Origin of the sequence: Streptomyces sp. NBC_00377 (genome assembly GCF_036075115.1) — a bacterium.
Classification (GTDB): Bacteria; Actinomycetota; Actinomycetes; order Streptomycetales; family Streptomycetaceae; genus Streptomyces.
The window spans coordinates 3,095,534-3,109,634 of record NZ_CP107958.1 but is presented as its reverse complement, the minus strand read 5'-3'; the positions used below and the strand labels follow the sequence as shown (position 1 = coordinate 3,109,634).

Below are 14,101 nucleotides of genomic sequence, written 5' to 3'. Positions count from 1 at the left end.
TTCAGGAGCCCACCATGTTCGAGGCCGTCGAGGAGTTGCTCGGAGAGCACGCCGACCTGGAGAAGAAGCTCGCCGACCCGTCGGTCCACGCCGACCAGGCCAACGCGCGCAAGCTGAACAAGCGCTACGCCGAGCTGACCCCCATCGTCGGCACGTACCGCTCCTGGAAGCAGACCGGCGACGACATCGAGACGGCGCGCGAGTTCGCCGCCGACGATCCGGACTTCGTCGCCGAGGTCAAGGAGCTGGAGAAGCAGCGCGAGGAGCTGACGGAGAAGCTGCGGCTGCTGCTGGTGCCCCGGGACCCGTCCGACGACAAGGACGTCATCCTCGAGATCAAGGCGGGCGCGGGCGGCGACGAGTCGGCCCTGTTCGCCGGCGACCTGCTGCGCATGTACCTCCGGTACGCCGAGCGCGTCGGCTGGAAGACCGAGATCATCGACTCGACCGAGTCCGAGCTGGGCGGCTACAAGGACGTCCAGGTCGCGGTGAAGACCAAGGGCGGCCAGGGGGCCACCGAGCCCGGCCAGGGCGTCTGGGCGCGGATGAAGTACGAGGGCGGCGTGCACCGGGTGCAGCGGGTGCCCGCGACCGAGTCCCAGGGGCGCATCCACACCTCGGCAGCCGGTGTGCTGGTGACGCCCGAGGCGGAGGAGGTCGAGGTCGAGATCAACGCGAACGACCTCCGCATCGACGTCTACCGGTCCTCCGGGCCCGGCGGGCAGTCCGTCAACACCACCGACTCCGCCGTGCGCATCACGCACATTCCCACCGGAGTCGTCGCCTCCTGCCAGAACGAGAAGAGCCAGCTCCAGAACAAGGAGCAGGCGATGCGTATCCTGCGCTCCAGGCTGCTCGCGGCGGCCCAGGAGGAAGCGGAGCGGGAGGCCGCCGACGCCCGCCGCAGCCAGGTCCGCACCGTCGACCGCTCCGAGAAGATCCGCACGTACAACTTCCCGGAGAACCGCATCTCGGACCACCGCGTCGGATTCAAGTCGTACAACCTGGACCAGGTCCTGGACGGCGACCTCGACGCGGTGATCCAGGCCTGCGTCGACGCGGACTCGGCCGCCAAGCTCGCAGCCGCGTAGGCGTTGTAGGACGTACGCACGACGAGTACGACACGGAGGACTTGCGTGAACCTGCTGCTCGCAGAGGTGGCCCAGGCCACCCAGCGGCTGGCCGACGCCGGCGTGCCCTCGCCGCGCAACGACGCGGAGGAGCTCGCCGCGTTCGTGCACGGTGTGAAGCGCGGTGAACTCCATTCCGTGAAGAACTCCGACTTCGACGCCCGCTACTGGGAGACCATCGCCCGGCGGGAGCAGCGCGAGCCGCTCCAGCACATCACCGGGCGGGCCTTCTTCCGGTACCTGGAGCTCCAGGTCGGCCCCGGCGTCTTCGTCCCGCGCCCCGAGACCGAGTCCGTGGTCGGCTGGGCCATAGACGCCGTACGGGCCATGGACGTCGTGGAGCCCCGCATCGTCGACCTGTGCACGGGCAGCGGCGCCATCGCGCTCGCCCTCGCCCAGGAGGTGCCGCGCTCGCGTGTGCACGCCGTGGAGCTGTCCGAGGACGCCCTGCGCTGGACGCGCAAGAACATGGAGGGGTCCAGGGTCGACCTGCGTCAGGGAGACGCCCTGGACGCCTTCCGCGACCTCGACGGCCAGGTCGACCTGGTCATCTCCAACCCCCCGTACATCCCGCTCACGGAGTGGGAGTACGTGGCCCCCGAGGCACGTGACTACGACCCCGAACTCGCCCTGTTCTCGGGCGAGGACGGCCTCGACCTGATCCGCGGCATCGAGCGCACCGCGCACCGGCTGCTGCGTCCCGGCGGTGTCGTCGTCATCGAGCACGCCGACACCCAGGGGGGCCAGGTGCCGTGGATCTTCACCGAGGAGCGGGGCTGGGCCGACGCGGCCGACCACCCCGACCTCAACAACCGCCCGCGCTTCGCGACCGCCCGCCGGGCGACGCCGTGAACACCCCCCACCCTTTCGACCCCCAGCAGTACGTGTACGAGGAGGCCCGCTAGATGGCTCGGCGATACGACACCAACGACGCGACCGACCGGGTGACCGGCCTGCGCGAGGCCGCGTCCGCCGTCCGCCGTGGCGAGCTCGTGGTCCTCCCGACCGACACGGTGTACGGCATCGGCGCCGACGCGTTCTCCTCGGAGGCCGTCGCCGACCTCCTGGCGGCCAAGGGCCGGGGCCGCAACATGCCCACCCCTGTCCTCATCGGCTCCCCGAACACGCTGCACGGGCTCGTCACGGACTTCTCCGAGATGGCCTGGGAACTGGTGGACGCGTTCTGGCCGGGCGCGCTGACGCTCGTCGCCAAGCACCAGCCGTCCCTCCAGTGGGACCTGGGCGACACCCGCGGCACGGTCGCCGTACGCATGCCGCTGCACCCGGTCGCCATCGAGCTGCTGACCGAGGTGGGCCCCATGGCGGTCTCGTCGGCGAACCTGACCGGACACCCGTCGCCGGAGAACTGCGACTACGCCCAGGAGATGCTGGGCGACTCCGTCTCCGTCTACCTCGACGGCGGGCCGACCCCCGGCAACGTCCCCTCCTCGATCGTCGACGTCAGCCGAGAGGTGCCGCTGCTGCTGCGTGAGGGTGCGATCTCCGCGGACGAGCTGCGGAAGGTCGTACCCGACCTCGAGGTGGCGAATTGACAGCCCCTGACGCGGGGCGTGGCATAGGCAACGGGGACCGTGCCGCGGAACAGACCACGACGTTCGGGTTTCCGCGCGACAGCTTCCGCATCCTCCACGTCAGCACCGGCAACGTCTGCCGCTCGCCGATCACCGAGCGGCTGACCCGGCATTTCGTGTCGCAGCGCCTCGGGGTGCTGGGCGGCGGGCTGATCGTGGAGAGCGCGGGCACCTGGGGCCACGAGGGCGCGCCGATGGAGGCCAACGCGGAGACCGTGCTGGCCGACTTCGGCGCGGACGCCTCCGGGTTCACCGGGCGCGAACTGCTCGACGAGCACGTCATCATGGCCGACCTGGTCCTGACGGCGACCCGTGACCACCGCGCCCAGGTCATCTCCATGGGGCACTCGGCGGGCCTGCGCACCTTCACCCTCAAGGAGTTCACCCGCCTGGTGAACGCCATCGACCCGGCCACCCTGCCCTCGCTGGACGAGGGCGTGGTGATGCGCGCCCGGGCCCTGGTCCGCGCGGCGGCGGCTCTACGCGGGTGGCTTCTGGCGCCGACCCTGGAGGCGGACGAGGTCTACGACCCGTACGGGGCGCCCCTGCCGTTCTTCCGCTCGATCGGCGACGAGATACACCAGGCCCTGGACCCGGTCGTCACCGCGCTGACGGGCGTCCCCGCGCGCGCCTGACGCGTGCTCGGCCGGGTGGTCGCCGCGTGGCCCGGTCCGGGCCGCCGGCCGGAGTCCGCCGCGGCGGCCCGCCGTCCGCGAGGCCTGCCAGGACGCGGCGGTCCCACGGTCGCTTCGGGGACGAAGACCGCGCGTGCCACCCACCCCGGGCCTACATTGGACGTACGTCACCGTCGACGCCCGGAGCGCATCATGTCGGTCACCCGTGTCCCCGAGACCGATGTCCTGCACCGGCAGGATCCCGAAGTGGCCGAGATCCTGCTCGGGGAGCGGGAACGGCAGGCGTCGACGCTCCAGCTGGTGGCCGCCGAGAACTTCACCTCGCCCGCCGTGCTGGCGGCTCTCGGCTCACCGCTCGCCAACAAGTACGCGGAGGGGTATCCGGGATCACGGCACCACGGTGGCTGCGAGATCGTCGACGTCGCCGAGCAGATCGCGGTGGAGCGCGCCAAGGCGCTGTTCGGCGCCGAACACGCCAACGTGCAGGCCCACTCGGGCTCCTCCGCCGTACTGGCCGCCTATGCGGCGCTGCTGCGGCCCGGCGACACCGTCCTGGCGCTGGGGCTGTCGGACGGCGGTCATCTCACGCACGGATCGCCGGCGAACTTCTCCGGACGCTGGTTCGACTTCATCCCCTACGGGGTGGACGCGGAGACCGGGCTCATCGACCACGAGCAGGTCCGCACCCTGGCCCGCAACCACCGGCCGAAAGCGATCGTGTGCGGGTCCATCGCCTACCCGCGCCACCTCGACCACGCCTTCTTCCGTGAGGTCGCCGACGAGACGGGCGCCTATCTGATCGCCGACGCCGCCCATCCCATCGGGCTCGTCGCCGGGGGAGCGGCGCCCAGTCCCGTGCCGTACGCCGACATCGTCTGCGCCACCACGCACAAGGTGCTGCGCGGACCGCGCGGGGGGATGCTGCTGTGCGGCGCCGGGCTCGCCGAGCGGGTGGACCGCGCGGTCTACCCGTTCACGCAGGGGGGCCCGCAGATGCACACCGTCGCCGCGAAGGCGGTGGCGTTCGGTGAGGCGGCCACCCCGGCGTTCACCGCGTACGCCCATCAGGTGGTCGCCAATGCGAGGGTTCTCGCGGCTGCCCTGGAGGCGGAGGGGATGACCGTCACGACCGGCGGGACGGACACCCACCTGATCATCGCCGACCCGGCGCCGCTCGGCGTCGACGGGCGCACCGCGCGCGGGCTGCTGTCCGCCGCCGGGACGGTGCTGGACTGCTGTGCCCTCCCGCACGTCGGAGGCGCCGACGTCACCGCCGCCCACGCCCGTGGCCTGCGCCTGGGCACCGCCGCAGTGACCACGCAGGGCATGCGGGAGGAGGAGATGACCCGGATCGCGGCCCTGCTCGCGGCCGTGCTGCGGGACCGGATCGAACCCCGGAGGGCCCGTGAGGAGGTACGGGAACTGACCCTGGCTTTTCCGCCGTATCCGGGCTGATCCGGGGTAGGCGTCTCCCGGACGCGCCCTGCGCGCACCCCCTGCACGTCCACGCGCACAGCCTCACGTGAAACCATCGTCACTACCCGGAAGTCCTCACACATATGCGCCGTGCGGTAGTCGATCGCTAGGGTGTGGGACTGAGATGGCCGGCGAGACCTGTGGGGAAGCCCGTGCGTGAATACCTGCTGACGCTCTGCATCACGGCCGCGGTGACGTATCTGCTGACAGGGCCGGTACGCAAGTTCGCGATCGTGGCCGGAGCGATGCCGGAGATCAGGGCCCGTGACGTGCACCGGGAACCCACTCCGCGGCTCGGCGGTATCGCCATGTTCTTCGGCCTGTGCGCCGGCCTGCTGGTCGCCGACCACCTCACCAACCTCAACGAGGTCTTCGAGAAGTCGAACGAGCCGCGCGCCCTGCTCTCCGGGGCAGCGCTGATCTGGCTGATCGGCGTCCTGGACGACAAGTTCGAGATCGACGCCCTGATCAAGCTGGGCGGCCAGATGATCGCCGCCGGCGTCATGGTCATGCAGGGTCTGACGATCCTGTGGCTGCCCGTGCCCTGGGTCGGCACGGTCGCGCTGACCCAGTGGCAGGGCACCCTGCTGACGGTCGCGCTGGTCGTCATCACCATCAACGCGGTCAACTTCGTGGACGGTCTCGACGGTCTCGCGGCCGGCATGGTGTGCATCGCCTCGGCGGCGTTCTTCATGTACGCCTACCGCATCTGGTACTCGTACGGCATCGAGGCCGCCGCCCCGGCGACGCTGTTCGCGGCGATCCTGATGGGGATGTGTCTGGGCTTCCTGCCGCACAACATGCATCCCGCGCGGATCTTCATGGGCGACTCGGGCTCGATGCTGATCGGGCTGGTGCTGGCGGCGGGCGCGATCTCCGTCACGGGCCAGGTCGACCCGGACATCATGCGGCTGTTCTCCGGCTCCGAGCGCAACGCGGTGCACCAGATGGTGCCGGTCTACATCCCGCTGGTGATGCCGTTGACGATCATCGCGATCCCGGCCGCCGACCTGATCCTGGCGATCGTGCGCCGCACCTGGCGCGGCCAGTCGCCGTTCGCCGCGGACCGCGGGCATCTGCACCACCGGCTGCTGGAGATCGGCCACTCGCACAGCCGCGCGGTGCTGATCATGTACTTCTGGTCGGCGCTGATCGCGTTCGGCGCGCTCACCTACTCCGTCAACGCGGCTTCCATGTGGATCGTCCTCGGTGTCGTGATTCTCAGCGCGATCGGTCTGGCGCTGCTCCTGCTGCCGCGCTTCCGCCCGCGCGCCCCGCGCTGGGCCGAGGCGTTCGTGCCGCCGCGCTACCGGCGCCGGCGGGGCGCCGCCTCCGGGGCGGAGCCTGCGGCGCTCGAGGGGCAGTACGGACCGGCCGGGACGGAGCCCGCGGCCACGGCCGGGGCGGACGGAGCCGACGGTCACGCGGGGGAGCAGACGCCCGTCGCGGTGGGTGTGACAGGGGCGAACGGGGCCACCGCGATCGGCGGGCGGCGCAGCTCCAAGGTAAGAATCTGACTAGAGCATTGCCAAGTCGTGGGGAAGCGCAGGGAGGGCAAAGCATCCCAATACCAGACAAGCCCTCCAGGTTCCTGCACAGACGCGCACTGTCACTCTCATGTGTGACAGCGAGCACACCTGCCAGGTAAAGACCTCATCAAATAGTTTGTGATACGGTTCACGAGAACCCCGAACACCACTGAAGGACCGTCCTGCGACGGCCCTTCGAGGCGAGGCCGGCGTGAGTTCTTTCGCCCCTCGAACCGGGACTACGCTCGTCCATGACGACACCCTGCCCCCTTTGAAAGCGGAGTTGCCGCCATGCCGTCCAATGACGTCCGGACCCTGGCCCAGGCCGCCGTGCCAACCGTCGCCGTCGGTGCTGTCGCCGTCGTCGTCAGTGGCGTGGTCGCGGGCGGCAAGGGAGCCATCGGGGCCGCCATCGGCACGGTGATCGTGATCGCGTTCATGGGGCTGGGGCTGTACGTCCTGCAACGCACCGCCAAATCGCTTCCGCAGTTGTTCCAGGCCATGGGTCTGATGCTCTACGCGGCTCAGATCCTGCTGCTGTTCATCTTCATGGCCGCGTTCAAGAACACGACGCTGTTCAACCCCCGGGCCTTCGCCATCACGCTCGTCGCCGCCACCATCGCGTGGATCGCCGCACAGGCGCGTGCGCACATGAAGGCCAAGATCTTGTACGTCGAACCCGATTCGGCCTCCACGACCTCCTCGAAGGGCGAAAAGCCCGAAAATTCGAGGCACTCGTCGTGAGGGGTAGGGCCGGGATAAAGACGTCTGGGAGATCCTGCTATCGTCCGGTGCCAACTGCGGCATCGCGGGCGCGGGCATTCGAGCTGACGCCTGCTCAATCGCGAGGCGAGATGCCCCCAAGCCGCCCCCACATCAGAAACACCAGTCCCGTGCCGAAACGCGGTCGTACGCCGCGCCGACACAACGAGGTTGCCGTACCCATGCACCACGACGAAGGAGCCCGCGGTGAGTGCTGACCCGACGCAGGTGCTCGCTTTCGAGACCGACTGCCACCTGTTCGACGGTTGTGGCTTCCCGGCTCCGGGCCTGCACTCGTTCCTGTTCGAGCCGCTCTTCGGCGACGCGGACGGCAACTCGTACTTCAACAAGACGATGCTGCTGGCGCTGCTCGGCTCGATCATCATCGTCGGCTTCTTCTGGGCCGCCTTCGCCCGCCCGAAGGTCGTCCCCGGCAAGCTCCAGCTGGTCGCCGAAGCAGGCTACGACTTCGTCCGCCGAGGTGTCGTCTACGAGACCATCGGAAAGAAGGAAGGCGAGAAGTACGTACCGCTGGTCGTCTCGCTCTTCTTCTTCGTCTGGATGATGAACCTCTGGTCGATCGTCCCGATCGCCCAGTTCCCGGTCACCGCGATCATTTCGTACCCCGCGGTCCTCGCCGGCATCGTCTACATCCTGTGGGTCTCCCTGACCTTCAAGCGCCAAGGATTCGTCGGCGCCTGGAAGAACTTCACCGGTTACGACAAGTCGCTCGGCGCGGTCCTCCCGCTGTCGATGACGATCGAGCTCTTCTCGAACCTCCTCGTGCGGCCCTTCACTCACGCCGTCCGACTGTTCGCGAACATGTTCGCCGGCCACACCCTCCTGCTGCTCTTCACGATCGCCACCTGGTACATGCTGAACGGCATCGGCATCGCCTACTCCGCCGTCTCGTTCGTGATGGTTCTCGTGATGACGGCCTTCGAACTCTTCATCCAGGCTGTGCAGGCGTACGTCTTCGTCCTCCTGACCTGCAGCTTCATCCAGGGCGCGCTCGCCGAGCACCACTGAGCCAGCCCGACCCCCACCCAGACATCCGGTGGCCAACCCCCACCGGTCCTTGAAAGAGAAGGAAGAACCGGCATGTCCGCTCTCCAGACCCTTGCCGCCGGCGTCGAGATCAAGGGCAACCTCGGCTCGATCGGCTACGGCCTCGCCGCGATCGGCCCGGGCGTCGGCGTCGGCATCATCTTCGGTAACGGCACCCAGGCGCTCGCCCGTCAGCCCGAGGCTGCCGGCCTGATCCGCGCCAACCAGATCCTCGGCTTCGCCTTCTGTGAGGCGCTCGCCCTGATCGGTCTGGTCATGCCGTTCGTCTACCCGACGTCCTGATCCGTCGGACCGTCCCTTTCGACGAAAGGCACTGATATGAGCCCCCTGGTTCAGCTGGCGGCTGAGGAAGCGGAAAACCCGCTCATCCCGCCGATTCCGGAGCTCGTGATCGGCCTGATCGCCTTCGTCATCGTCTTCGGCTTCCTCGCCAAGAAGCTTCTCCCGAACATCAACAAGGTTCTGGAGCAGCGGCGCGAGGCCATCGAGGGCGGTATCGAGAAGGCAGAGGCCGCACAGACCGAAGCCCAGAGCGTTCTTGAGCAGTACAAGGCCCAGCTCGCCGAGGCCCGTCACGAGGCCGCGCGGCTGCGCCAGGAGGCGCAGGAGCAGGGCGCCGCACTCATCACCGAGATGCGTGCGGAAGGCCAGCGACAGCGCGAGGAGATCGTCGCCGCCGGGCACAGCCAGATCGAGGCGGACCGCAAGGCCGCCGCGTCCGCGCTGCGTCAGGACGTCGGCAGGCTCGCCACCGAACTGGCCGGCAAGCTCGTCGGGGAGTCCCTCGAGGACCACGCCCGTCAGAGCCGCGTCATCGACCGCTTCCTCGACGACCTCGAGGAGAAGGCCGAGGCGTCTCGATGACCGCACACGGAGCGAGCCGCGAGGCATTCGCAGCAGCCCGTGAGCGTCTCGACGCGCTGACGGACTCCACGTCCGTGGACGCCGTACAGCTCGCGGGTGAGCTGGCGACCGTCGCCGCGCTGCTCGACCGCGAGGTCTCGCTGCGTCGGGTCCTCACCGACCCGGCGCAGGCCGGCGAGGCCAAGGCCGAGCTGGTCCAGCGCCTGCTCGGATCCCGGATCAGCGGCCCCGCCGTCGACCTGGTGTCCGGCCTGGTGCGTTCCCGCTGGTCGCAGTCCCGCGACCTGGTGGACGCGCTGGAGGAGCTGGCGGACATCGCCGACCTCACCGCCGCGCAGAAGGCCGGCACGCTCGACAACGTCGAGGACGAGCTGTTCCGCTTCGGACGGATCGTCGCCTCGAATCCCGAGCTGCGCGCCGCACTGACCAACCGGAAGGCCACCGCCTCGGCCAAGAGCGCGCTGCTGAGCAGCCTGCTCACGCGCCGGGCCGACGCGGCCACCGTGCGACTGGTGACGCGCCTCGTGACCGCGCCCCGTGGACGTAGCCTGGAAGCGGGCCTCGAGGCCCTGTCCAAGCTCGCCGCTGAGCGCCGGAACCGCATGGTTGCCGTCGTCACCTCGGCGGTACCGCTGAGCGACCCGCAGAAGCAGCGCCTCGGCGCCGCCCTCGCCAAGCTCTACGGCCGCCCGATGCACCTGAACCTCGACGTGGACCCCGCGGTCCTCGGCGGGATCCGGGTGCAGGTCGGCGACGAGGTGATCAACGGTTCCCTCGCGGACCGCATCGAGGACGCCGCCCGCCGCATGGCGAGCTAGCAGCAACTCAAGACCGCAGTACGAACTGATGGCGGCCCTGGTTGGGCCGTGCAGAGGATTCACCTCTTTCAGGGGGGAGTCCCCATCCCCCCAAAGTGAAACTTCGGGCCCAACAAGGAGAGCAGGGAACCCAGATGGCGGAGCTCACGATCCGGCCGGAGGAGATCCGGGACGCGCTGGAGAACTTTGTCCAGTCGTACAAGCCGGACGCGGCCTCGCGCGAGGAGGTCGGTACGGTCACCCTTGCCGGCGACGGCATCGCGAAGGTCGAGGGCCTTCCCTCGGCCATGGCCAACGAACTGCTGAAGTTCGAGGACGGCACCCTCGGCCTCGCGCTCAACCTCGAAGAGCGCGAGATCGGTACCGTCATCCTCGGCGAGTTCAGCGGCGTCGAGGAGGGCCAGCCGGTCACCCGCACGGGAGAGGTCCTGTCCGTCGCCGTCGGCGAGGGCTACCTCGGCCGTGTCGTCGACCCGCTCGGCAACCCGATCGACGGCCTCGGCGAGATCGAGACGTCCGGCCGCCGTGCCCTGGAGCTTCAGGCTCCCGGTGTCATGGCCCGTAAGTCGGTGCACGAGCCGATGGAGACCGGCTACAAGGCCGTCGACGCGATGACCCCGATCGGCCGTGGTCAGCGTCAGCTGATCATCGGTGACCGCCAGACCGGCAAGACCGCCCTGGCCGTCGACACGATCATCAACCAGCGCGACAACTGGCGCTCCGGCGACGTGAAGAAGCAGGTCCGCTGCGTCTACGTCGCCATCGGTCAGAAGGGCTCGACCATCGCCTCCGTGCGTGGCGCCCTCGAAGAGGCCGGCGCGCTGGAGTACACGACCATCGTCGCCGCCCCGGCGTCCGACCCGGCCGGCTTCAAGTACCTGGCGCCGTACACCGGTTCGGCCATCGGTCAGCAGTGGATGTACGAGGGCAAGCACGTCCTCATCATCTTCGACGACCTCTCGAAGCAGGCCGACGCCTACCGCGCCGTGTCGCTGCTGCTGCGCCGCCCGCCGGGCCGCGAGGCCTACCCGGGCGACGTCTTCTACCTGCACTCCCGTCTGCTGGAGCGCTGCGCGAAGCTCTCCGACGACCTGGGCGCCGGCTCGATGACCGGTCTGCCGATCGTCGAGACGAAGGCCAACGACGTCTCGGCGTTCATCCCGACCAACGTCATCTCCATCACCGACGGCCAGTGCTTCCTGGAGTCGGACCTGTTCAACGCCGGTCAGCGCCCCGCGCTGAACGTCGGTATCTCGGTCTCCCGCGTCGGTGGTTCCGCCCAGCACAAGGCGATGCGCCAGGTGTCCGGCCGGCTCCGCCTCGACCTCGCCCAGTACCGTGAGCTGGAGGCGTTCGCCGCCTTCGGTTCCGACCTGGACGCCGCGTCGAAGTCCCAGCTGGAGCGCGGTCAGCGCCTGGTCGAGCTGCTCAAGCAGCCTCAGTACCAGCCGATGCCGACCGAGGACCAGGTCGTCTCCGTGTGGGCCGGCACCACCGGCAAGATGGACGACGTTCCGGTCACCGACATCCGCCGCTTCGAGAAGGAGCTCCTGGAGTACCTGCACCGCAAGGAGCAGGGCCTCATGACCTCCATCAAGGAGGGCGCGAAGATGTCGGACGACACCCTCACCGCTGTTGCCGACGCGATCGCCGAGTTCAAGAAGCAGTTCGAGACCTCGGACGGCAAGCTTCTCGGCGAGGACGCCCCGGCCGCGGCCAAGTGACGTAAGGAAGGGACCTGACTCATGGGAGCCCAGCTCCGGGTCTACAAGCGTCGCATCCGATCCGTCACCGCGACCAAGAAGATCACCAAGGCGATGGAGATGATCGCCGCCTCGCGCGTCGTCAAGGCGCAGCGCAAGGTGGCGGCCTCCGCGCCGTACGCGACCGAGCTCACCCGCGCGGTCTCGGCGGTCGGTACCGGTTCGAACACCAAGCATCCGCTGACCACGGAGGCGGAGACGGCGACCCGTGCCGCGGTGCTGCTCCTCACGAGCGACCGCGGACTGGCCGGCGCCTTCAACTCCAACGCGATCAAGGCTGCCGAGCAGCTGACGGCGCGCCTCGAGGCCGAGGGCAAGGAGGTCGACACGTACATCGTCGGCCGCCGCGGTCTGGCCCACTACAACTTCCGCGAGCGCAAGGTCGCGGAGTCGTGGTCGGGCTTCACCGACGAGCCCACCTACGCGGACGCGAAGAAGGTCGCGGGTCCGCTGATCGAGGCCATCGAGAAGGAGACGGCGGACGGCGGCGTGGACGAACTCCACATCGTCTTCACCGAGTTCGTCTCGATGATGACGCAGACGGCGCTCGGCGACCGCCTGCTTCCGCTCAGCCTCGACGAGGTGGCCGAGGAGTCGGCGTCGAAGGGCGAGATCCGTCCGCTGTACGACTTCGAGCCGTCGGCGGAGGACGTCCTCGACGCCCTGCTGCCGCGCTATGTGGAGAGCCGCGTCTACAACGCTCTCCTCCAGTCGGCAGCCTCCAAGCACGCCGCCACGCGGCGCGCGATGAAGTCGGCCACCGACAACGCAGGAGAGCTCATCGAGACGCTCTCCCGCCTTGCCAACGCGGCCCGCCAGGCCGAAATCACCCAGGAAATCAGCGAGATCGTCGGTGGCTCCGCAGCCCTGGCCGACGCGACCGCGGGGAGTGACAGGTAATGACGACGACAGTTGAGACGGCCGTTGCCACGGGCCGCGTCGCCCGGGTCATCGGCCCGGTCGTCGACGTGGAATTCCCCGTCGACGCCATGCCGGAGATCTACAACGCCCTTCACGTCGAGGTGGCCGACCCGGCCCTCGCCGGCGAGAAGAAGACGCTGACCCTGGAGGTCGCCCAGCACCTGGGTGACGGCCTGGTCCGCACGATCTCGATGCAGCCCACCGACGGTCTGGTCCGCCAGGCCGCGGTCACCGACACCGGCACGGGTATCACCGTCCCGGTCGGCGACTTCACCAAGGGCAAGGTGTTCAACACCCTCGGTGAGGTGCTGAACGTCGACGAGCAGTACGAGGGCGAGCGCTGGTCCATCCACCGCAAGGCCCCCAACTTCGACGAGCTCGAGTCGAAGACCGAGATGTTCGAGACCGGCGTCAAGGTCATCGACCTGCTGACCCCGTACGTCAAGGGCGGCAAGATCGGTCTGTTCGGTGGTGCCGGCGTCGGCAAGACGGTGCTCATCCAGGAGATGATCTACCGCGTCGCCAACAACCACGACGGTGTCTCCGTGTTCGCCGGTGTCGGCGAGCGCACCCGTGAGGGCAACGACCTCATCGAGGAGATGGCGGAGTCCGGCGTCATCGACAAGACCGCCCTGGTCTTCGGTCAGATGGACGAGCCCCCGGGCACCCGTCTGCGCGTGGCCCTGGCCGGTCTGACCATGGCGGAGTACTTCCGCGATGTGCAGAAGCAGGACGTGCTGTTCTTCATCGACAACATCTTCCGCTTCACCCAGGCCGGTTCCGAGGTCTCGACCCTGCTCGGCCGGATGCCCTCCGCGGTGGGTTACCAGCCGAACCTGGCCGACGAGATGGGTCTCCTCCAGGAGCGCATCACCTCGACCCGTGGTCACTCGATCACCTCGATGCAGGCGATCTACGTCCCCGCGGACGACCTGACCGACCCGGCCCCGGCCACCACCTTCGCCCACCTCGACGCGACGACGGTTCTCTCCCGTCCGATCTCCGAGAAGGGCATCTACCCGGCCGTGGACCCGCTGGACTCCACGTCCCGGATCCTGGACCCCCGCTACATCGCGGCGGACCACTACAACACCGCGATGCGCGTCAAGACGGTCCTGCAGAAGTACAAGGACCTTCAGGACATCATCGCGATCCTCGGTATCGACGAGCTGGGCGAGGAGGACAAGCTCACCGTCCACCGCGCCCGTCGCGTGGAGCGCTTCCTGTCCCAGAACACCCACGTCGCCAAGCAGTTCACCGGCGTCGACGGGTCGGACGTCCCGCTGGACGAGTCGATCGTGGCCTTCAACGCGATCATCGACGGCGAGTACGACCACTTCCCGGAGCAGGCGTTCTTCCTGTGCGGTGGCATCGAGGACCTGAAGGCCAACGCCAAGGAGCTGGGCGTCTCCTGAACTCCCTGAGTTCGAAGTGAGCCCTTCGGCTCACGTCTGAGGGGGCGGGCGCGTCCCGCCCCCTCACTCACGCCCATTAGACTTGTAACCAACACCCGGCAGACCCGCCGGGTGGTGACCCGAGGAGC

The 14,101-nt window shown here is 68.8% G+C and carries 14 protein-coding genes; all 14 read left to right on the top strand.

Annotation, left to right across the window (positions count from 1 at the left end; translation table 11 throughout):
* Positions 1-14: 14 nt before the first annotated feature.
* The 14 genes from prfA (at position 15) to atpD (ending at position 13,973) form a co-directional block, all read left to right on the top strand.
* Positions 15-1,091, top strand: coding sequence for a peptide chain release factor 1 (gene prfA / locus OHS71_RS13890; RefSeq protein WP_328479691.1), 1,077 nt, complete (start codon positions 15-17; stop codon positions 1,089-1,091).
* Positions 1,092-1,136: 45 nt separating this feature from the next.
* Positions 1,137-1,982 (top strand): peptide chain release factor N(5)-glutamine methyltransferase, encoded by an 846-nt coding sequence (gene prmC / locus OHS71_RS13885; protein ID WP_328479690.1) that lies wholly within the window; start codon positions 1,137-1,139, stop codon positions 1,980-1,982.
* A 53-nt stretch (positions 1,983-2,035) separates the two neighbouring features.
* Entirely contained in the window at positions 2,036-2,683 is a 648-nt protein-coding gene (locus tag OHS71_RS13880; protein ID WP_328479689.1) for an L-threonylcarbamoyladenylate synthase, read from the top strand.
* Entirely contained in the window at positions 2,680-3,357 is a 678-nt protein-coding gene (locus OHS71_RS13875) for an arsenate reductase/protein-tyrosine-phosphatase family protein (RefSeq protein ID WP_328479688.1), read from the top strand. The genes OHS71_RS13880 and OHS71_RS13875 overlap by 4 nt, the downstream gene beginning before the upstream one ends.
* Before the next feature lie 192 nt (positions 3,358-3,549).
* Positions 3,550-4,812, top strand: a complete 1,263-nt coding sequence (gene glyA, locus OHS71_RS13870; protein WP_328479687.1) for a serine hydroxymethyltransferase — start codon at positions 3,550-3,552, stop codon at positions 4,810-4,812.
* Between the two features lie 173 nt (positions 4,813-4,985).
* On the top strand, positions 4,986-6,350 hold the full coding sequence (locus OHS71_RS13865; RefSeq protein ID WP_328479686.1) for an MraY family glycosyltransferase: 1,365 nt from the start codon (positions 4,986-4,988) through the stop codon (positions 6,348-6,350).
* 303 nt (positions 6,351-6,653) lie between these two features.
* Positions 6,654-7,106 (top strand): hypothetical protein, encoded by a 453-nt coding sequence (locus tag OHS71_RS13860; RefSeq protein WP_328479685.1) that lies wholly within the window; start codon positions 6,654-6,656, stop codon positions 7,104-7,106.
* Positions 7,107-7,331: 225 nt separating this feature from the next.
* Positions 7,332-8,153, top strand: a complete 822-nt coding sequence (atpB, locus tag OHS71_RS13855; protein WP_307165438.1) for a F0F1 ATP synthase subunit A — start codon at positions 7,332-7,334, stop codon at positions 8,151-8,153.
* Positions 8,154-8,225: 72 nt separating this feature from the next.
* The gene (locus tag OHS71_RS13850) at positions 8,226-8,474 is read left to right on the top strand and encodes an ATP synthase subunit C (RefSeq protein ID WP_030008695.1); all 249 of its coding nucleotides are present in this window, start codon (positions 8,226-8,228) and stop codon (positions 8,472-8,474) included.
* A 36-nt stretch (positions 8,475-8,510) separates the two neighbouring features.
* On the top strand, positions 8,511-9,056 hold the full coding sequence (locus OHS71_RS13845) for a F0F1 ATP synthase subunit B (RefSeq protein WP_328479684.1): 546 nt from the start codon (positions 8,511-8,513) through the stop codon (positions 9,054-9,056).
* A complete protein-coding gene (locus OHS71_RS13840; RefSeq protein WP_328479683.1) occupies positions 9,053-9,874 on the top strand; it encodes a F0F1 ATP synthase subunit delta in 822 nt (273 codons plus the stop codon). Before OHS71_RS13845 ends, OHS71_RS13840 begins: the two co-directional genes overlap by 4 nt.
* A 134-nt stretch (positions 9,875-10,008) precedes the next feature.
* The gene (gene atpA, locus OHS71_RS13835; RefSeq protein WP_328479682.1) at positions 10,009-11,598 is read left to right on the top strand and encodes a F0F1 ATP synthase subunit alpha; all 1,590 of its coding nucleotides are present in this window, start codon (positions 10,009-10,011) and stop codon (positions 11,596-11,598) included.
* Positions 11,599-11,619: 21 nt separating this feature from the next.
* Positions 11,620-12,537, top strand: coding sequence for a F0F1 ATP synthase subunit gamma (locus OHS71_RS13830; protein WP_328479681.1), 918 nt, complete (start codon positions 11,620-11,622; stop codon positions 12,535-12,537).
* Positions 12,537-13,973, top strand: coding sequence for a F0F1 ATP synthase subunit beta (gene atpD, locus OHS71_RS13825; protein WP_328479680.1), 1,437 nt, complete (start codon positions 12,537-12,539; stop codon positions 13,971-13,973). The genes OHS71_RS13830 and atpD overlap by 1 nt, the downstream gene beginning before the upstream one ends.
* Positions 13,974-14,101 lie beyond the last annotated feature (128 nt).

Bases quoted from the DNA above. Each gene is read 5' to 3' on its own strand.
- OHS71_RS13830 (WP_328479681.1), top strand. From the start codon at position 11,620: ATGGGAGCCCAGCTCCGGGTCTACAAGCGTCGCATCCGATCCGTCACC.
- glyA (WP_328479687.1), top strand. From the start codon at position 3,550: ATGTCGGTCACCCGTGTCCCCGAGACCGATGTCCTGCACCGGCAGGAT.
- atpA (WP_328479682.1), top strand. From the start codon at position 10,009: ATGGCGGAGCTCACGATCCGGCCGGAGGAGATCCGGGACGCGCTGGAG.
- OHS71_RS13880 (WP_328479689.1), top strand. From the start codon at position 2,036: ATGGCTCGGCGATACGACACCAACGACGCGACCGACCGGGTGACCGGC.
- OHS71_RS13840 (WP_328479683.1), top strand. From the start codon at position 9,053: ATGACCGCACACGGAGCGAGCCGCGAGGCATTCGCAGCAGCCCGTGAG.
- prfA (WP_328479691.1), top strand. From the start codon at position 15: ATGTTCGAGGCCGTCGAGGAGTTGCTCGGAGAGCACGCCGACCTGGAG.
- OHS71_RS13845 (WP_328479684.1), top strand. From the start codon at position 8,511: ATGAGCCCCCTGGTTCAGCTGGCGGCTGAGGAAGCGGAAAACCCGCTC.
- OHS71_RS13860 (WP_328479685.1), top strand. From the start codon at position 6,654: ATGCCGTCCAATGACGTCCGGACCCTGGCCCAGGCCGCCGTGCCAACC.
- OHS71_RS13850 (WP_030008695.1), top strand. From the start codon at position 8,226: ATGTCCGCTCTCCAGACCCTTGCCGCCGGCGTCGAGATCAAGGGCAAC.
- atpD (WP_328479680.1), top strand. From the start codon at position 12,537: ATGACGACGACAGTTGAGACGGCCGTTGCCACGGGCCGCGTCGCCCGG.